Annotated in this window: 20 protein-coding genes and 1 tRNA gene; 14 read left to right on the top strand and 7 right to left on the bottom strand. The window is 38.6% G+C overall.

Annotation, left to right across the window (positions count from 1 at the left end; translation table 11 throughout):
* Nucleotides 1–366 precede the first annotated feature (366 nt).
* Nucleotides 367–1,281, bottom strand: coding sequence for a protease HtpX (gene htpX, locus AC2VNP_RS14455; protein WP_275118328.1), 915 nt, complete (start codon nt 1,279–1,281; stop codon nt 367–369).
* Between the two features lie 272 nt (nt 1,282–1,553).
* On the opposite strand from htpX, the gene AC2VNP_RS14450 reads away from it, so the two are divergent.
* A complete protein-coding gene (locus AC2VNP_RS14450) occupies nt 1,554–1,841 on the top strand; it encodes an ATP-binding cassette domain-containing protein (RefSeq protein ID WP_486918006.1) in 288 nt (95 codons plus the stop codon).
* Here AC2VNP_RS14450 and AC2VNP_RS14445 read toward each other — a convergent pair.
* Nucleotides 1,768–2,058, bottom strand: coding sequence for a DUF2207 domain-containing protein (locus AC2VNP_RS14445; protein WP_486918005.1), 291 nt, complete (start codon nt 2,056–2,058; stop codon nt 1,768–1,770). The two genes, AC2VNP_RS14450 and AC2VNP_RS14445, sit on opposite strands and share 74 nt — an antisense overlap.
* 71 nt (nt 2,059–2,129) lie before the next feature.
* Here AC2VNP_RS14445 and AC2VNP_RS14440 point away from each other — a divergent pair, with 71 nt between their 5' ends.
* Together AC2VNP_RS14440 and AC2VNP_RS14435 are read left to right on the top strand one after the other, a co-directional pair.
* The gene (locus AC2VNP_RS14440; RefSeq protein WP_486918004.1) at nt 2,130–2,321 is read left to right on the top strand and encodes a hypothetical protein; all 192 of its coding nucleotides are present in this window, start codon (nt 2,130–2,132) and stop codon (nt 2,319–2,321) included.
* An 11-nt stretch (nt 2,322–2,332) separates the two neighbouring features.
* Nucleotides 2,333–3,310: a ring-cleaving dioxygenase gene (locus tag AC2VNP_RS14435; RefSeq protein ID WP_486918003.1), complete on the top strand. Its 978-nt coding sequence runs from the start codon at nt 2,333–2,335 to the stop codon at nt 3,308–3,310.
* Between the two features lie 326 nt (nt 3,311–3,636).
* Here the strand turns inward: AC2VNP_RS14435 and AC2VNP_RS14430 are convergent, their stop codons facing one another.
* Nucleotides 3,637–4,836 carry an iron-containing alcohol dehydrogenase gene (locus tag AC2VNP_RS14430; protein ID WP_486918002.1) on the bottom strand — a complete coding sequence of 400 codons (1,200 nt, stop codon included), beginning with the start codon at nt 4,834–4,836 and terminating at the stop codon, nt 3,637–3,639.
* Between the two features lie 139 nt (nt 4,837–4,975).
* Complete coding sequence (locus tag AC2VNP_RS14425; RefSeq protein WP_486918001.1) at nt 4,976–5,425, bottom strand: GNAT family N-acetyltransferase; 450 nt, start codon at nt 5,423–5,425, stop codon at nt 4,976–4,978.
* A 217-nt stretch (nt 5,426–5,642) separates the two neighbouring features.
* Between AC2VNP_RS14425 and AC2VNP_RS14420 the strand changes: the two genes are divergently transcribed.
* A complete protein-coding gene (locus AC2VNP_RS14420; protein ID WP_486918000.1) occupies nt 5,643–6,182 on the top strand; it encodes a DUF4269 domain-containing protein in 540 nt (179 codons plus the stop codon).
* A gap of 101 nt (nt 6,183–6,283) precedes the next feature.
* Here AC2VNP_RS14420 and AC2VNP_RS14415 read toward each other — a convergent pair whose 3' ends face one another.
* Both AC2VNP_RS14415 and AC2VNP_RS14410 read right to left on the bottom strand, forming a co-directional pair.
* Nucleotides 6,284–7,069, bottom strand: a complete 786-nt coding sequence (locus AC2VNP_RS14415) for an alpha/beta fold hydrolase (protein ID WP_486917999.1) — start codon at nt 7,067–7,069, stop codon at nt 6,284–6,286.
* Nucleotides 7,070–7,411: 342 nt separating this feature from the next.
* A tRNA-Asn gene (locus AC2VNP_RS14410) sits at nt 7,412–7,486 on the bottom strand.
* A gap of 498 nt (nt 7,487–7,984) precedes the next feature.
* Between AC2VNP_RS14410 and AC2VNP_RS14405 the strand changes: the two genes are divergently transcribed.
* From AC2VNP_RS14405 to AC2VNP_RS14390, 4 genes are all read left to right on the top strand, one after another.
* Nucleotides 7,985–8,155 (top strand): hypothetical protein, encoded by a 171-nt coding sequence (locus AC2VNP_RS14405; protein WP_486917998.1) that lies wholly within the window; start codon nt 7,985–7,987, stop codon nt 8,153–8,155.
* Between the two features lie 128 nt (nt 8,156–8,283).
* A complete protein-coding gene (locus tag AC2VNP_RS14400; protein WP_275118320.1) occupies nt 8,284–8,451 on the top strand; it encodes a hypothetical protein in 168 nt (55 codons plus the stop codon).
* A 690-nt stretch (nt 8,452–9,141) separates the two neighbouring features.
* Nucleotides 9,142–10,626 carry a glycoside hydrolase family 18 protein gene (locus tag AC2VNP_RS14395; protein ID WP_486917997.1) on the top strand — a complete coding sequence of 495 codons (1,485 nt, stop codon included), beginning with the start codon at nt 9,142–9,144 and terminating at the stop codon, nt 10,624–10,626.
* Nucleotides 10,627–10,928: 302 nt separating this feature from the next.
* A complete protein-coding gene (locus tag AC2VNP_RS14390) occupies nt 10,929–11,609 on the top strand; it encodes a TVP38/TMEM64 family protein (RefSeq protein WP_486917996.1) in 681 nt (226 codons plus the stop codon).
* Nucleotides 11,610–11,703: 94 nt separating this feature from the next.
* Here AC2VNP_RS14390 and AC2VNP_RS14385 read toward each other — a convergent pair whose 3' ends face one another.
* A complete protein-coding gene (locus tag AC2VNP_RS14385) occupies nt 11,704–12,195 on the bottom strand; it encodes a CBO0543 family protein (RefSeq protein ID WP_486917995.1) in 492 nt (163 codons plus the stop codon).
* A gap of 192 nt (nt 12,196–12,387) precedes the next feature.
* On the opposite strand from AC2VNP_RS14385, the gene AC2VNP_RS14380 reads away from it, so the two are divergent.
* From AC2VNP_RS14380 to AC2VNP_RS14355, 6 genes are all read left to right on the top strand, one after another.
* Nucleotides 12,388–13,035, top strand: coding sequence for a nitroreductase family protein (locus AC2VNP_RS14380; RefSeq protein ID WP_486917994.1), 648 nt, complete (start codon nt 12,388–12,390; stop codon nt 13,033–13,035).
* A 469-nt stretch (nt 13,036–13,504) separates the two neighbouring features.
* On the top strand, nt 13,505–14,095 hold the full coding sequence (locus AC2VNP_RS14375) for a hypothetical protein (protein WP_486917993.1): 591 nt from the start codon (nt 13,505–13,507) through the stop codon (nt 14,093–14,095).
* 458 nt (nt 14,096–14,553) lie between these two features.
* Nucleotides 14,554–16,005: a CoA-acylating methylmalonate-semialdehyde dehydrogenase gene (locus AC2VNP_RS14370; RefSeq protein ID WP_486917992.1), complete on the top strand. Its 1,452-nt coding sequence runs from the start codon at nt 14,554–14,556 to the stop codon at nt 16,003–16,005.
* A 144-nt stretch (nt 16,006–16,149) separates the two neighbouring features.
* Nucleotides 16,150–17,241 carry an enoyl-CoA hydratase/isomerase family protein gene (locus AC2VNP_RS14365; protein ID WP_486917991.1) on the top strand — a complete coding sequence of 364 codons (1,092 nt, stop codon included), beginning with the start codon at nt 16,150–16,152 and terminating at the stop codon, nt 17,239–17,241.
* Nucleotides 17,242–17,355: 114 nt separating this feature from the next.
* Complete coding sequence (locus tag AC2VNP_RS14360; protein ID WP_486918007.1) at nt 17,356–18,549, top strand: iron-containing alcohol dehydrogenase; 1,194 nt, start codon at nt 17,356–17,358, stop codon at nt 18,547–18,549.
* Nucleotides 18,550–18,758: 209 nt separating this feature from the next.
* A complete protein-coding gene (locus tag AC2VNP_RS14355) occupies nt 18,759–18,836 on the top strand; it encodes a YjcZ family sporulation protein (protein WP_275118339.1) in 78 nt (25 codons plus the stop codon).
* Nucleotides 18,837–19,157: the final 321 nt, after the last annotated feature.

Genomic DNA, 19,157 nt, shown 5'->3' with positions numbered 1-19,157 from the left:
TTTATCCAGTTTAAGGAAAAATCTTAATCTAAAGAGAGATTTAGCTTCATTCTTATCCAGTTTAAGGAAAAATCTTAATCTAAAGAGGGACTTAGGATCAAATTTATCCAGTTTAAGGAAAATTCCCAACCTAAAGGGAGACTTAGGATCAACTTTATCCAGTTTAAGGAAAATTCCCAACCTAAAGGGAGACTTAGCTTCAACCTTAACCAGTTTATGAAAATTTCCAACCTAAAAGGAGACTTAGCTTCAATATTATCCAATATAAGGAAAAGGTAACTCTCCAATCAAATGAACAATCCTACTCTCCACTATATAAAAAAACAACTGCCATCAAATCGGACAGTTGTTTTTTCCGTCATTCGCTTAACGTTGTTCTAAACGTTTAATTCTTTCATCCAAATCTGGGTGAGAAGAGAACAGGCTCATCACGCCGCCTTTTCCATTGATTTTCATTGTTTGGATTGCAGAATCGTCGGTGCGGTCGTTTACATTTGCACGTTCTACATACGCTTTTAACGAGCGAAGGGCATGGGCCATTTTATCGCGGCCAGCTAAGTCTGCACCTCCTCGATCTGCATGGAATTCGCGATAGCGTGAGAATGCCATAACGACAAGACTTCCAAGGATAGAGAATAAGATTTGGAAGATAATAACTGCAGCAAAACGGACGATCATTTGCATTTCCGAACGAACTAATCGTGATACGAGAATTGCTGCGATACGAGCAAAGAATACGACAAATGTGTTAACGATTCCTTGCAATAGCGTCATCGTTACCATGTCACCATTCGCAACGTGGGCAACCTCGTGTGCAATAACGCCTTCAACTGCATCATCATCCATCACATTTAATAATCCAGATGACACGGCAACTAACGAACGCTTTTTCGAAGGACCGGTAGCAAATGCATTCACTTCAGGCGAGTTATAGATCCCCACTTCCGGCATGTGTGTTAAGCCAGCTGCTCGTGATAATCGGTGAACTTTTTCAACCACACTGCGTTCTTGTGGTGAAAGAGAACCGTTTGGATCAAGGACTTTAACGTTCATCATCTTTTTAGCCATCCAACGAGACATCGCTAACGAGATAAAGGACCCTGCAAAACCAACAAGTAAACTAAAGACCCCTAAAGCCACAAAATCAATTCCTAAGCCTGGGCCTCCTGTTTCAAATGAACCCCCGATGTCTGTGAACGTCGTGATGATTGACCAGACAATGACGATTGTTGTCATAACTAGAATGTTTGTTAAAAGAAAAAATAAAATTCGTTTTCCCATCATACGCCTCCATTAAAATAGTATCCTTTATCATTTTACCATTATCTCAAAATAATAGAGAAGTAATTTGATGCTAATCCTATATAATTAATCGGTTAAAGTAATGTTCACATCCTCCAAAATGCATAAGCAATTCAATCGAATGTAAATAAATCCCCGGTAATCATAGAAAAAACTTAATAAAAACTACATAATAAATGGTAAAAATTGAAACCAACCTCATTTACAATCGTATAAAAGGCATATAGTCAATATGGTACAGGAGGAACGTCATGATTCAGTTCACTGAGGTTAATAAGCAGTATGGCAATCGCGTCGCCTTGAAAGATATTAATTTACATATAGAAGACGGTGTTTGTTTTGGCTTAATCGGACCGAACGGGGCAGGCAAGTCCACGTTAATGAAGATCTTGTGTAATATTCTTGGAGATTATAAGGGAGACGTATCTGTTTTCGGGCAACCTCTGCAAAAAGATAATACTGAGATTAAGAGGCACATAGGTTATGTCCCGCATCGACATTCAGTGGTACTCCTTGTTCTAATGCTAAAAAATTCGTAATTTCAGTGTCTTCTTGTGGGATAAGTAAACGGCTGATCCCATTAAATTCACTGTCAAAGGCATAGGTGAATGTTTCTTTAACTTCAACGTTTCCATTGCTTTGGAGGTGGGCAGTAATTTCAACATTAGGTATCGTAAACTCAACCGCTAAACTGTGAAGCGGAAATAAAAATAGTAGGGCAATGATAAGTAAGATTGCTAGATTTATTTTTTTCAAATTCTTCACCTTCTTACTATACGTATTACGAATTAACTAGCGAAATGGTTTCAAATCATTTTTAGTGAACGGTGATTGCATTTCAGGGCGGCTATGCTATTGACAAAGAAAGAGAACATATGATAAATTTATCTCGAATTAAAGATAATTTAAATCAAGATATTTTAATCAAACTTGGCTGGTTTACGAAGAAAGAAGAGAATTCCCGAATATACTCCATTCAAGTAACGATAGAAAAAATAACGAATAGAAGCGATCAATAGGAGGTCCACACATGAATAACTTAAAAGGATTGCACCACGTAACGGCGATTACGAGTAGTGCTGAGAAAAATTATGAGTTTTTCACCTATGTTTTAGGCATGCGATTAGTGAAGAAGACGGTGAACCAAGATGATATTCAAACGTATCATTTATTTTTTGCCGATGATAAAGGAAGTGCCGGGACAGACATGACGTTCTTTGATTTTCCAGGAATTCAAAAAGGCTCACACGGAACAAATGAAATTTTCAAAACATCGTTCCGCGTACCAACTGATGCGGCATTAGATTATTGGGTAAAACGTTTTGAACGATTGAAAGTAAAACATACGGGCATTCTAGAGCAATTCGGGAAAAAGACATTGTCGTTTGTCGATTTTGACGATCAGCAATATCAATTGATTTCTGATGAATTCAATAAAGGAGTTGCATCCGGTACACCGTGGCAAAAAGGTCCGATCCCGTTAGAATATGCGATTACAGGCTTAGGTCCTTTATTTATTCGTGTTGCTCATTTTGACTTTTTTAAAGAAATGCTTGAAAAAGTGTTACTGTTTAAGGAGATTGACCAAGATGGTTCCGTTCATTTATTCGAAGTCGGTGAGGGGGGGAACGGAGCACAAGTGGTTGTGGAACATAATACCGTTCTTCCGCAAGCGAGACAAGGATTTGGAACGGTACACCACGCAGCCTTTCGTGTTGACGATCGTTCGGAGTTAGAGGCATGGGATCAACGACTGCGAAGTTTCGGCTTTCAAACGTCCGGTTTCGTGGACCGGTTTTTCTTCGGTTCGTTGTATTCAAGAGTTGCACCGCAAATTTTATTTGAATTTGCGACAGATGGACCTGGTTTTATGGGCGATGAGCCGTATGAAACACTCGGTGAAAAACTATCTTTACCGCCATTTTTAGAGCCGAAGCGGGAGGAAATTGAAAGATACGTGCGCCCAATTGATACCGTCCGTAGTACTAAGGAATTTATGAAAGAATAATGTAGCCATTCAACATATGTAAACTGGACTCAGTTGAAATCATCCCTACATCAAGTGGGGGATGCTCTCTTAGAAGTGCCGACACATTTTAGACAATAAAATCACCAAATTGGACAATAAAAATAAAAAGCGGACAATAAAAACCTGATTTCCGACAATAAAATTTCAAATCGGACAATAAAACAAGAATTCGGATAATAAACCAAAAAAAAAATAACCACAGGCAGCTCCAATCATAAGAAAAGCGTATTCATCGAGGTCGATGAATACGCTTTTCCTGATAATCTACCACCCTAGCAATTATTTTATAATTAATTCCTCACAAACTATTCCTTAATCCTATTAAAAAGCTCAACTAAGTCATCTCGCAAAAGAATTTTCGGAACGGGGTACAGCGGGTTGGCTTCTTTTAGTGCCCGTTCCACCATTAATGGGATGTCGCTATCAACAATTCTGCTTACTTTTTCCGGAATATTCATGTCTGCGTTCAGCTGCTGGATGGCTGCGATAAATTTCTTTGCCTTATGTTCTTGTGTATCTCTTTCGTTCGTCAGTTCAATTAAATCCGCTAATTCAGCCAGTGGTTTGTGCACTGAACTGCCATAGTATTCGAGGACGTGCGGCAAAATAATCGCATTAGCCAGTCCATGGGGCACCGAGTAAAATCCACCGAGCGTGTGTGCGATGGCATGGACATATCCGATGTAGGCGCGGGTGAATGCAACGCCTGCTAAATAAGAAGCTTTCTGCATATGGCTTCGGGCGGTGATATTCGAACCGTTTGAATACGCCTCGTATAAATGATCAAAAATTAACTTTACAGCTTCTTTACTGCACTGGATGGTCTCAGTTGTGTTGCTTCGACCGATATACGCTTCAACGGCATGGGTCAGAGCATCCATACCGGTCATGGCCGTAATAGAAGGAGGAAGTTTAACTGTAAGCAATGGGTCAAGAACAGCAACCTTAGGGATGAGAACGCTATCGTTAATCGGATACTTTTCATGGGTTTTGCTGTTGGATATGACCGCTGCGACCGTTGCTTCACTTCCTGTTCCAGCAGTAGTAGGGACAGCAAAAAGAGGCGGAATCTCTTTTTTAACTTTTAATACACCGCGCATTTGTTCGAGACTTTTATCCGGTCTAGCGACACGAGCACCGACCGCCTTAGCACAGTCCATCGGTGAACCGCCCCCAAAAGCAATTAGCCCTTCACATGCATGAGCATGATACATCTCGAGTGCTTCTTCAATATTCTCAATCGTTGGGTTGGGGACCGTTTGATCATAAACTACGAAGTTAATGCCATAATCTCTTAAATCTACTAGAAAATCATCCATTAAACCTAGTGATGTAATTACTTGATCCGTTACGATTAATACACGATGAATCTCTTGATCGCTTATCATTTTTGGCAGTTTCCTTAAACTATTTTCACCTTCTATCAGCTCTGGTTTCCGCCAAAGCATAAAATGCGAAATGATTTTAAACGTACATTGATAGGCTCTGCAATATAGCCGGTACATCACATGACCTCACTTTATTTCTATAGTTTTAAAAGTCGTAACTCCAATTACTAGTAGGCAAGGTAGTTCGACTATTCTATTAGATTTTTATGTTTAAAACTCTCCGAGAAGAACTAAGGGCTCGTTAAACCTTCCTAATCTATAAATTTAAATTCTTTTTAAATACATAACTGACTTTGTCATAATCCATTCTATCTTCATAAAAACGATGAGCGTCCGTTCGTTGTAACCCGGAGGATAATGCGACACTTTCAAAGCCGTTGGTTTTCGCCCACTCCTCAACATAAGCAAGGAGTTTTTCACCATACCCTTTAGATCGTTTATTCCCGTCTGTTACTAAGTCACAAACCCATAGGAAACGACCGTAATATAAAGTGATCATCGGCATAAAGCCAATCACCGCCACCAATACACTCTCATCATATAGACCCACTAATTTATAGTTTTCTTTCTTAGATGCTTCACAAACCAATTCAACATATGTTTTTTGATCAAGATGAGAGCGTAACTGACTCATCACAGGGAAAGCTTCGATCCATTCCGATTCATTTGATAACTCTTTAATTTGTATGGAATTCAATTCACTCATACTTTATCCATCCTCCCAATATTCAGTTAGCTATGAATATAGGCATCATACCACTTTCTTGGGAGATTATGTTAAAATATAATGCTAGTTAATATAGAATTTTTTCATAGAGGACTGGTAAAGGTTACTGTTAAGTTTGTCCAACAACCGCATAATCGAAAACGTTTAAATAGAAGAGGGACAAATTACGATCAAAATGTGAGAGGAAAGATAAGAGATGTTCACAACCATTGAGTATTTAAAACACGGGAACGAAAGACAACAAAAGGCATATCACGCGATTACCCATTCACGTGTTATGGAAGATTTAGCTGATTATAAGCCTGTTCTATGTGGGACTATACCTATTGAAATTGACGTGGAAAGCTCAGATTTAGATATTATTTTTGAAGTTCATAACTTCACGCGCTTTCAAGAACAGGTAATCGCTTTATACGGGCAGATGAGTGATTTTAAAATAAGTCAATATCAGATCCGGAACAAGCGAATCATTAAAGCGAATTTTACATATGAAGGCTTTGAATTTGAGTTATTCGGTCAAGCCCAGCCAGTCCCCGAGCAAAATGCTTATCGCCATATGATCATTGAAGATTATATATTGAACAAGCACCCACACCTAAGACAGCCGATTATTACGCTCAAAAAAAGAGGGTACAAAACGGAACCCGCTTTCTGTATGGTGCTTGGTTTAGAAGGGGAAGATCCCTATTCGTTGCTATTAGAATACGGGGAGGAGAGGGGATTATTTAAACCGTAAACCTTCACAAAAAATACTCACTATAGCATCGCAGACGGTCAATTCCAAGTAAAATTCAAGAAGAAAAAGGTTCACATTAAAAGGCCTGAAAACATCTTTCTTTAGTAGGCGGGGATTAATTTTTTCCTTATCAGCCAGTTTTTAATAACGGCATTACATGCTTGGGGAGATTTAGTCGGTACTTGGTGCTTCACTCCTTCGATATAAACGACTTCTACATCTTCAAGGATTTCTCTAAAAAGAAACTGGTACTTGTGAAGATAACGATCCCTTGATCCGTAAATTAATAGAAGAGGGACCTTAATTTGATGCAGTCGGTCTATGCTGCTGTAATGTAAGCCTACCGAATATTGTTCAGCTAACATTTGCGGATCTGTTCGTTTAAATTCGTAAAATAATTCGTCAGCATGTTGCTGGTCGCTAAAATGATTTTTCGCTAGTGCTGTTCCTAATACATTCATTAATTCATTTTTAGATGCCCATATCCCCATTTCATATTCCTTTTCAAGTAAAAAACTTTTAACCGCAAAAAATCCACCAATAAGAACAAGTCCCGCCGTTCTTTCAGGAAAATTTAATGCAAACTCTTGTGCAATACTAGCACCATTGGAATAACCGCAAATGATTGCTTTTTCTACACCGTTTGCATCTAGCACACGCTTTACATCATAGGCGAGTTGTGCCATCGTCATTGGATCAGAACTGCGATCACTCCGACCATCACCTCTAATATCAAATGTAATCAGCTGACAATCACTCATTAAACTTATTTGATAACGAAACGTTAAGTGACCTACACCTGGTGGAGGAATAAGAATGAGGGGAATTCCTTTTCCTATCGTTTCATAGTAAATCGATGGTTGACCTTTCTCTTTTACATAAGGCATTGGTATAGGACCTCCTTGAGATAAACACATGGGTTCGATCAGCCGGAGTAGAATAAACCAGCACGATTTAATATGCTTTCGCTTTACTATATTTTGTACGAACTGACCGTTTTTAATGCTACCGATACTACCTGTCTTTTTTATTGGAGCTCATTAGAATAGGAGGTGGTTAATATCTTAATTAGAGGGCAAACTAACTGCATTCAATAAAACGGGAAAAAGTCTAAAACCATATTAGGCCTTAGACTATCAATTAAAATCATTTACATCACATTTTGTAGCGGAGAAGGAGGGATTTGAACCCCCATACACCTAGACGATATTCAACACATTCTTCTCCATTGGCTCCACAGGTAGGACTCGAACCTACGACCGATCGGTTAACAGCCGATTGCTCTACCACTGAGCTACTGTGGATTAACAACAGGTACGCTTTTAAATCACCTAAAAATATGATCTGTTGCGTCTAATGATAGTATTGGCAAAGGATCCTTTTTTATGCATCTGAATTTAAAAAAACACCTCAACAACGATTAGGAGGTGTAAGTACTGCAGAAGCAACCAACGCTATCAATACGTCATAGGATTATCGCTTTTTTTGAGGGGCATTTTTTTCACGGTCACTATATTCAGGATACATTTGATTATTATCGTTCGTTTTTACTGTTGCTCTGTCTTTGTTTCCTTTATTATTTTTCATTTCCGATACCTCCTTTACTATTATTTATTTCAATGTTTATTTTTAAATCTAACCCTGACATTTATCCAAGGGGTTACTTTCCAATCGATATTTTATTTACAAAAAAAGTAACTGTTTTTTATTTTTTAATGACAAATACTAAAGAAGGCACCTAAAATGGTCCTAATCCAGCTTCGCCCCTTAGGCATTATATCTGTACGGACAGGAGTGGAAATATGTCAGGTAAGGAAAAAAGGAAAACGGTCTTTAGAGATAATCAAGACTTGGTCGAAGGTGAAAACGTAAGTGAAGATAATATTAGAGATCGCGATAACTTAGGCCCGTTAAATTCTGAAGAAATTCGATTTGAACATGCAGACGATATTTATGACATTAACCGAGATTAGGTAGGTTCTTTCGATTTGAGCACAAAAGTAATTGATGAATATAGAATGGCTCATCAAGAAGTGGAAAAGTAACTTCAGTAAGGAACAAGTCCAATTAGACTTAACCTTAAAAAGGAGGGTCCTGTCCTATGGTAAATCTAGACTTCGATAAGTTCAATAAAGTCCAAAAAAAGCATGAAGCACACTATTTAGCTGGTGGAGCTAAAAATAAACCTGCTTCCGAAAACTTTGATTCAGCTGACGACCTAAACCGAAAAAAGCCACCTTCTGTTGGAGCAGAGGGAAGAGACGTCTAACTTATTACGCCAAACCGTGTGAAAGCTCATAAAAAATGTCTTACTGGTGATCAGTAGGACGTTTTTTTAGTTTGACTTAGACTCATATTAGAATGGAACTAAACATAATGAATGTTCATATAGCTATCGCAAAGGCTTTTGCGCGAGATAGGGGCTGTTTAATAGACCAGACTGTCACAATTACACACGATTAAAGCTTTTCATTCACGCTTTCTCCTATTTTTTTCCTCTACCGCTCACCATTCACGGTTTTTCATTCACGCTTCCTCCTATTTTTTTCCTCTACTGCTCACGATTCACGCCTGTTCATTCACGCTTCCTCCCTAATTTTTCCCTCTACCGCCCACGATTCACGGTTTTTCATTCACGCTTCCTCCTATTTTTTTCCTCTACTGCTCACGATTCACGGTTTTTCGTTTACGTTTTCTCCTAATTTTTCCCTCTATCGCTCACGATTCACGCCTTTTCATTCACGCTTCCTCCTAATTTTTCCCTCTACCACTCACGATTCACGCCTTTTCATTACTCTAAAGTTCCTTTCAATGATCCAATTCCTCTCTCTACTAAAACCTCATCCAAGACACTACCAACAATTACTAGTCAAATTCTCTCAATCTTATAAAATAGTTAGCCGATAAAACAAATAGATCGTAGTTTTGCGAATTTTATAATTAGAAGGGGATCAAACGTATGAAAAGAAAAGTCATCTCAATGCTCATCATCATTTTATTAACGTTTAGCTCATTTCATTGGTTAGTTGAAGCTAACAACGGGAACGGTCGAGGCAACCAAAAGTCAACAACGGAAGAACCCGTCCAATCTGTGGAGAGTATAGAGACGGTTGAAACAGAAGCAGTCCAAGTACAATCTACCAACAACGGAAGAGGTAATGGCCGAGGTAACAACAAAAAAGTTGAACCTGTTCCAGAACCAACACCGGAACCTATTGTAGAGGAGCCAACTCCTGAGCCAATAGTTGAAGATCCTACTCCTGAACCGACTCCAATCGATGAAGATATGGACACAATTACACATGTTGTGCAGTCAGGCGATACACTATGGAAATTATCAGTTCAATACAATACAACTGTTGATACAATCAAAACACTCAATAACTTAACATCAGATATGTTGTTCGTTAGTCAAGTCTTACTAGTGCCCGCATCTAAATCATCTGAGCCAATCGTAGAACCGATAAAAGAAGAACCTATTAAAGACAGTAAAGAACTTATGAATCTCGGATACTATACGAAATATTGGCATACTGATATGACATCATACAATTCATTAACGAGTTTTCATTCGTATTTAAATACAATTGCCGTCACTTCCTATGATGTGACCGTTAGAGGAACAATTGAAGGTTTTGATGCAAGTGAAGCAGTAACATTTGCAAAAGAAAATGGTGTAGCACCATTTGTAACGATTCAAAATAAATTTGACCCTGCTATGACTCATACAATTCTTTCAAGCACAGCGCTTCGAACGACGACGATTCAAAATATGTTAGAGTTAGTGCAGACGAAAGGGTACGTTGGGATTAATTTAAATTTTGAAAATATGTATGCGTCAGACCGTGCTCTTTTTAACGAGTTTGTTAGAGAGCTAGTGGATGTTTTTCATGCACATAACTATCCCGTGATCGTTTCTGTTCCAGCTAAAACTGGAGATTTCCCAACATGGGCGTGGAGTGGAACATTTGAATATCGTACCATTGGGGAGCTTGCAGATTATGTTCAGGTGATGACATATGACCAACACGGTTCATGGGGAGCACCAGGACCAGTTGCAGGATTAAATTGGGTCGAAAATGTTCTAAAGTATGCAACGAGCGAAATGCCCGCTGAAAAAATCTTGATCGGTTTACCTGCTTATGCCTATGATTGGAATTTAGATCAACCATCTAGTAGCCGAGCGATCACTTGGAGAAATGTGAGAAACCTTTTAAATACAACAAATGCAACCGTACAATGGGACAACCAAGCACAATCCCCATTTTTCCATTATACAGATGCAAATGGCCATCGACATACAGTATGGTTTGAAAATGAAAAAAGTATCACGTTAAAGACTGAATTGGTTCATAAATATCAGTTAGGTGGAGTGTCTACTTGGAGAATGGGGCAAGAAGACGAAAACTTCTGGAAAGCGGTTCACGAAGGTCTTAACCAATAAACGAAAAAGGGCTTGTCTACTAATACTAGACAAGTCTTTTTTATGAAAGACTGTTTATTTGTTGGATTAACAAAGGGAAGATTCTATGACTCCAAAAATCAGCAACTATCTGGTGCGCCCCTGATCAAAAACCTCTTACCAATACAAACTCATTTCTTTGTTCATATTGTGTTCATATTATGGTTGTAACCTAGATCTTGTAGACAATTAAGCTTAGACAGTCGAACACTAGATTATTATAATAAACATAATATATAAATAGTTCGGAAACAGCACCGTATGTATTTGCGGATGGAGGGGTGGTGAATTCCATTTTTTATTGGATTAGATTAAGCTTTTTTCTATCGATGGTCACGATTAGTTTAATAGCTTTTCAACGAACCGATCTTTTTAATTTAATCATACAAGCTGATTTTGAAGGTGTGCAATTGTTATTAAACGATAATATAACATTACTTTTGATGGTCACATTCATTCTAATGATTATCCAAAATGCGTTTACGGTCATCCCCCTATTATTATTAATTACTTTTAATATGGTGTTGTTTGGATTTTTTTACGGTGTAATTTGGAGCTGGCTAACGAGTGTCATTGCTGCAGGACTAATATTTCTAGGGGCTCGATATATTTTTCAACATCATCTAGTTGATAAAATGAACACAGACCTCAAAGATAAAATCGAAGCAAATGGGCTATTGTATGTTTTTATCGGCAGAGTTTTTCCGTTTGTTCCAACGAGTTTAGTAAATATCGTATCTGCTGTTAGCTCCATTCACTTGAAACACTTCTTAGTAGCTACAGCTTGCGGCAACCTTATCTATTTTTTTCTACTAGGCCTTCTTCCGATGACCTTAATTAAATTAGGACTGAACCACTATACAATTGGTCTGTTTCTTTTAGTCCTCATTGTGGCTTTTAATATTTATACGTTTCTTATTAAAAAGAAAAAGAGCAGCTGGTCAATAAAGTCGATGTCTGGTTAATACATTTGTTGCAGGAAAAAACACCTCAAAGTCGAATTACTTCGTCCGTGAGGTGTTTTTTTATGATATGGTCTACATTTATAGGGTGGAGCTTTTATGTCGTTGATATTTTTTCAATATTGATCTTACGTATAATGGCTATGATACATCTGCACAGTAAAAACTTGATAAGTAATGATCCAAATGAATGATACCAGGTATAGCCTTTTCTCCATGTTATTAAATCTGTTTTTTTCTCAACAACCGTTTCTATAATCGTTTGAGGAATAATGAAAGGAAACAATTTTAAAACGATTCCTAGTGCTCGGCTGTTTAGCGTCCATTGATTATAGTAAAGGAGAAGCAACGGATAATGGATAAAGTCAAAAGGAAAATGAATTGCAAAGTTCGCCTTAAAAGGTCTTACTTTATATTTCAAGTACCCTTTTGACACAAGAAGGCGGTCTGCAAATGCATTTCCAATACAACTAACTAGGAAAACAATAATCCAATCTTTAAATGAGCGCTTTACAATCGCAAACGGTAATAAGGATAATGAGATCAAAGTAACAATTGATAAGAATGTACGCTCTTGTTTTCTGTTCATTGCTCACACCTCCTATGACTAGTACTATTAGGTTGCTTCGTTTGGATGAAGTTATACATATTTGTCACCTTTGCCATTTAAGGTGGTATTATCTTTTTTGTAATCATTTATGGCATTTTGCCGTTCTTTTGTTAAAATAAACATGTATTATTAGAAATTTTTACATAATAACTATTTGAAAAGGGTGTTTTCATGGATTTTTTGCAAACGAAACAATTAATACAAGAAAGAAGAAGTATCCGTAAGTTTCAGGACAAGCCTGTAGACCATCAAGATATTGTAGATATTATTGATTGTGCTAGGTACGCACCGTCCGATACAAATTCACAAACATGGGAGTTTGTCGTTGTGACAAATAAAGAAAAAATTAAAGAAATTGAGGATATGACTTGGGCTGCCCTTCACGAAAAAGCAGAAGTAGCGAAAGAAAAAGGGTTAGAAAAACCAGCTAAACTTCTCGTTCGTTCTTTCGGTCCGTACGCGACAGCGTTTTCAGAAGCACCGGTTCTTATCGTTTGTTTAGCGACGCCGTATGAATCGAAATTCAAAGACAAAATTTTTGATCCTATTGGATTTGTAGAAGAAGATGTTTGGATTGAAGAAGGAATTAAAAGCAGTTGTTTGGCGGCGCAAAACTTAATGTTGGCTGCCCATGCGAAAGGTTTAGGTACTTGTCCGATGACGGGTCCGGTTTTATTAGCACAAGACAAGCTCCGCGAATATTTAAACATCGAAGGCCACAAAGAAATTAACATGGTTATTTCATTAGGCCACCCGACGGACCAACCCAAAACGATGCCAAGAAAACCTGTTGAGGAAATCTTAACGATCGTTGAATAAGCTACGTACATACATATGATATAGAATGAAGGAGTTGCTGTGGCAGCTCTTTTTGTTTTTCATACTTGGATGAATCGATAAAAAATTGGAGGTCCCTGACTATATTGTCCGATTTCCATTTTTATTAGCGAATTTGACCGTTTTATTGTCCGATTTCCATTTTTATTGTCCGATTTGACCGTTTTATTGTCCAAACTATGAATCCATAGCCATTGCCCCAATTTTGTAGCGCAATAGCTAATTTCCTACTATTACACCAGAGCTATGCTATGAGAGATCGAATCCCAAATTGAGAAAATCGAATTTCAATTACTGCAATGATATTATCATCAAATTATCTAACTTTCCGTTATAAATTTGTAATAGTTTGTAATGTTTTTGAAAAGTAGGGCATTTCCACTTCTATAGTTCAGAATTTGATAAAATTAACATAGTGAATTGAGCGGATGATAGTTGAGGTGGGGGAACGATGTTTTTCAAAAAGAAACCATATCTTTCTTTTTTTATATCTTCTGTTGCATTATTAGGGGCAGGCTTTACATTTGCAGCTCTGCTGCTGACATCTGATGGAGCCAATGATTCCAGGTCACTCTCCCTATTTGAGGATCCTAATGGACCATTAATGATCCCGCCGGATATCCACACGTTGAGTGATGAAGAATTGGAAAGATATTTTTCAATGACAGAAAGAAGAGAAAATCTTCGTAAAAATGTTAAAAACGATTTCGTTAAAACGCATTATTTGACACTTGACCATTATGAATATCTTCCTAACGAAATGTTGTTTAACGGGGAAGGGGCCTATCATGATTTGGCAAACGTATTGAGCCGGGTTATTTCAAATCAAGCTTACGGCGATATTATACCCTACGCCTATTATAATGAAGCCCACCAACGTGTACTTATATTTGATAAAAAAGCGAATGGAGACAATGTTCTTCACATCCGCAAATACAACGGCGAACAATGGGAATTTGTAAATCGGAGAAGAACCCCTGGAATTAAGATGGTCGATAAACATTGGGAAGATGTCATAATTGAAAACGTTCAGCAAAGATAGTCTTCGGCTATCTTTTTTTATTCGTTAATTTATAAATGGTAAGCAAAGAAGTACATTCGACGTAGGAAACAATTTTAGGAATGAAGTATAAATGCAACTACGCCTCCGTCTTCGCTTAACTCTCGCCAATCGGAGAGTTTTTTTATTTGCTTTAAAAATCTATTTCTTTACCAAGCCTAGAGCACCATACACTATCAACGCCCTCAATTTTTTTATACCAGTGGGAATAAAAAATTAGCGAAAGAAAAAGGTATTCGCTGAAATAAGGAGAAATAAATAAGGTGAACCTTTCATAAATATTACTTGTCAGATTACTTTGTCGATAAAACTTCAAGGACATCTACTGAGTTACATAACACATAAAGCAAGATGAGCGGCAAGTACAGTTACTAGCTGAACCACGTTACCAAGATACTGAAAATTCAAAAATGTTATGTTTTACAGAAAGGAGATCAATTATGGTCAACCAAATTCAAACGTTAAAAAATTTTGTTGGGGGCAAATGGATCGATTCCAAAACAGAAAAAGTAGAAGAAGTGTACAATCCAGCGACAGCAGAAGTCATTGCCAACGTGCCAATTTCTACATATGAGGATTTAGATCATGCGGCTAAAACGGCGAAAGAAGCTTTTAAAGAGTGGAGAAACGTTCCAGTACCGAAAAGAGCACGGATTTTATTCCGCTATCAACAACTGCTCATAGAACACTGGGAAGAACTTGCGCAGTTGATTACGAAAGAAAATGGAAAAAGCTATGACGATGCTTACGGTGAGGTGCAGCGTGGCATTGAATGTGTTGAATTTGCCGCAGGCGCACCAACCTTAATGATGGGGGAACAACTCCCTGATATCGCAAGTGGCATAGAATCAGGAATGTACCGTTATCCGATTGGTGTAGTGGGTGGAATTACTCCGTTTAATTTCCCAATGATGGTTCCTTGCTGGATGTTTCCATTAGCCATTGCTTGTGGTAATACCTTCATATTGAAGCCGTCAGAACGGACACCGCTCCTAGCGAATCGTTTAGCCGAATTATTTCAAGAAGCCGGCCTTCCAGACGGAGTGTTAAACGTCGTTCATGGCGCACATGATGTGGTAAACGGCATTTTAAGCCATAAAGATATAAAAGCGGTTTCATTTGTAGGCTCACAACCCGTCGCTGAATATGTCTATAAAAATGCAGCAGCAAACGGGAAACGAGTTCAAGCATTAGCCGGTGCGAAAAATCATTCAATCGTCATGCCAGACGCCGACTTAGACAGTGCAGTAACGAACATCATTGGTGCCGCTTTTGGGTCAGCAGGTGAACGCTGTATGGCTTGTGCGGTTGTTGTCGCCGTCGGAGATGTTGCCGAAGAGTTAATGGTTCGGCTGAGACATGCTGCAGATAACATTAAAATCGGGAATGGCATTGACAAGGACGTAACGCTTGGTCCAGTCATTCGTGATGCTCATAAAGAACGAACGCTACAATATATTGAAATCGGTGAAAAAGAAGGTGCCGCACTCGTCCGCGACGGCCGTCAAGATAAAGTGTCTGAAGAAGGTTACTTTGTTGGGCCGACGATTTTTGATAACGTCAAGCCTGGAATGAAAATTTGGCAGGATGAAATTTTTGCGCCGGTGTTATCCGTCGTACGAGTAAATGACCTCGATGAAGCCATTGAAGTCGCGAACGAGTCTGAATTTGCAAACGGTGCGTGTCTCTATACGGATAGCGCGAAAGCCGTGCGGAAATTTCGCGAAGAAATTGATGCCGGCATGCTTGGCGTTAACTTAGGCGTCCCTGCACCAATGGCCTTTTTCCCATTTTCAGGATATAAAAATTCGTTCTACGGTGACCTTCACGCGAACGGAAAAGATGGGGTTGAATTTTATACCCGTAAAAAGATGCTTACAGCACGATATTAAACCCGAACGGTTATCTTTTATAAAAAAATCATATACAGTAACAGTAAAAGAAAACGACTCAGTAAGTGGAAAGAGGGACTACCTTATTGTTCTTTTAAACGTGTCCTTCTTTCTACAGATAATAATTGACGAGGTGAATTTTTCATGAGTGAAGCTAGTGTTTTATTTGAAATAGAAAATCAAGTCGGTGTAATCCGTTTAAACCGCCCGAAAGTCCTTAATTCTCTAAATGCAGAAATGGTTGATTTACTCTATCGACAATTACAAGAGTGGAAGAGTGATCCAGCTGTAGCTGTCGTCTGTTTGAGCGGGGAAGGCACCAAGGGCTTATGTGCTGGTGGCGATATGCGTTCTCTATACGACTTAAGAGATTCTAACGTCCTCGATTTAGCACGTGACTTTTTTTCAACCGAGTATCAATTAGATTTATTAATCCACCAGTTTCCAAAGCCAATCGTTATCAATATGGACGGTATCGTAATGGGTGGTGGTGTTGGACTTGCAGTTGGTGCGACACATCGAATAGTAACCGAAAAAACCAAATGGGCGATGCCTGAAATGAATATCGGGTTCTTTCCAGATGTTGGCGGGAGTTATTTTCTAAATCAAATGCCTGGAACTGTTGGCCGTTATTTAGCCCTCACATCAGGGATCATTAAAGCAGCAGACGTCATGTATGCGGGTGCGGCTGATTATTATATGGCCAGTGAAGATTGGGACAAATTAAAAGCAGACCTTGCGAGCACCGATTGGCAGACGAAGGAAGTGGAAGATGAAATGAATCGACTGCTCAAACGCTACTCTCAGCCCATCGACATCCAATCTTCTAACCTTGCAACAGCTCAAGAAAAGATCGATCAACATTTTTCACATGAAACGATGGAAGAAATCATTGCTTCACTACAAAGTGATGCAGACCATGATGACTGGGCAAAAGAAACCTTAAATACGTTATTATCAAAATCACCAACGTCATTAAAAGTATCCCTCCGTCAATTACAAGAGGGCGAAAAGAAGTCATTGGTGGAATGTTTCAAGATGGAATTCATTTTAGGTATGAATTTTATGAGTTTGCCTGATTTTTATGAGGGCGTCCGTGCTGTCCTCGTTGATAAAGACCGGTCTCCAAACTGGAACCCATCTCGTTTTGAGGACATTTCAGAAGAAGATGTTTTAGCTTTCTTTAAGTGGGATAAAGATGACAATCTTTTAACAAAATTTAATGCGTTCGCATAAGCACAAGTTTACACTAATAGATTAACAATTAATCGTCATAGAAATAAATGCAGAATAAGACTCAGGTGGATAAAAAACAGGGTAGATCAACTGTACAAGGGGGATGCTGTTTTGATGAATGCTTTTTCGAGTGTTTATATGCCAAGAGCTATTTTCTATGGGAGGGACTCTTTAAAAACGGTAGGAAAAGAGACAAAATTAAGAGGGACTAAAGCTTTAATCATAAGTGATCAAATGATGGCTAATCTCGGTTACGTGAATGAGTGTATACGATATTTGCAAGAAGAAGGGATCTCGTATTCTACATATCTTGAAGTTAATACAGAACCAACCAACACGTATGTAGAAGAGGCACTTGTGCTTTCTAAACAAGAAAACTGTGATGTCGTCATCGCGCTAGGCGGTGGAAGTTGTATCGACACGGCAAAAGCGGTCGCCGTCCTTGCAACAAATGGCGGGGACATTAGTGAGTATATGGGAAATAAAAAAGTAGCAGCTGTAAAGCCGTTACCTTTAATTGCTATTCCGACAACCGCGGGAACCGGCTCGGAAGCTACAGATGTTACCGTCATCACGAATACAAAAACCGATGTTAAAATGATGATTAAGCAGATGGCTTTTTTACCAGAAGTAGCCATCGTTGATCCTTTACTGACTGTATCGTCACCCAAACATGTAACAGCTGCGACCGGCGTAGATGCTTTAAGTCATGCGGTCGAAGCATTTATATCAAGACGATCACATCCTTTCACTGATCATTTAGCTTTATCAGCCATTAAACTGATTTTCGAAAACATTCGTCAAGCGTATGCGATTGGCGAAGACGTTATTGCCCGTGAACATATGTCCCTTGCTGCATTACAAGCTGGAGTTGCTTTTTCCAATGCCTCGGTCTGCCTAGTACATGGAATGTCGCGTCCAATGGGGGCCCTTTTCCATGTACCGCACGGTGTTTCAAACGCGATGTTATTGCCAGCTGTCCTTGAATTTAGTAAAGATGAGTGCATCGATCGATTGGCAGAAATGGCGGTTGTCATAAACCCAGATTTGAAGGATATGAATAAAGAAGATTTGGCCGACCGTTTTGTTAAAGACGTGAAAAGGCTTTGTCATGATTTAAACATCCCTAATATGAAAGAGTGGGGCATTGAGCAGCCAGCTTTAGAAAAAGTCATTCATAAAATGGCACAAGATGCTGTCGCGAGCGGCAGTCCGGCCAACAACCCTAGGATCCCTGAAGAACATGAGATCATCGAGCTTTATTATGCTTGCTACGACTATAATATGAAGGAAGAACAAAATATTTAAGAACGAGTAGTGTCAGCCTATAAAATAAGAGAAGAAGAAGGAGTACGATGGACTGAATTCGTACTCCTTTTTTTGTGCATAAAACATTCTATTCATTTACGAACGGAACGGCGAATTCATCAAATCCTGTAAAACTGTGTTTTAGCCCACCCGGATAATGAAAATTGGCATAAGGTATTACTGTAACACACATAAGGAGGTGTTATAGAGTGTATAACAGTTTTGCGTTAATCGTAGTGTTGTTCATTCTGTTAGTGATCGTTGGTTCAGCATATGTTAAATACTAAAAAATAAATAGATGAATAGAAAAAGAAGGTGTACCTCAAGTCTAGGGGTACACCTTCTACAATTTGTAAGACATAAATATTAACTCTTCTATCAAACAAACTAAATGGTGAGTATTTTCTATGGTTCACTATAAACAGTTGTTGCTGGGCTTCATTGACGACCGGAATTTTTGTATTCTGTCATATTCAAGGGTCAAAGATTTCTTTGACGACCTTAATTCCAATTTCACTCATTTTTCGGGGGTCAAAAGCTTTTTTGCAACCCCTAATTTCCGTTTCACTCATTTTTCGGGGGTCAAAAGCTTCTTTGCAACCCCTAAT

Source organism: Alkalihalobacterium sp. TH-98 (assembly GCF_057473385.1).
The sequence above is the reverse complement of the archived record's forward strand: the minus strand, read 5'-3'. Positions and strand labels throughout refer to the sequence as shown.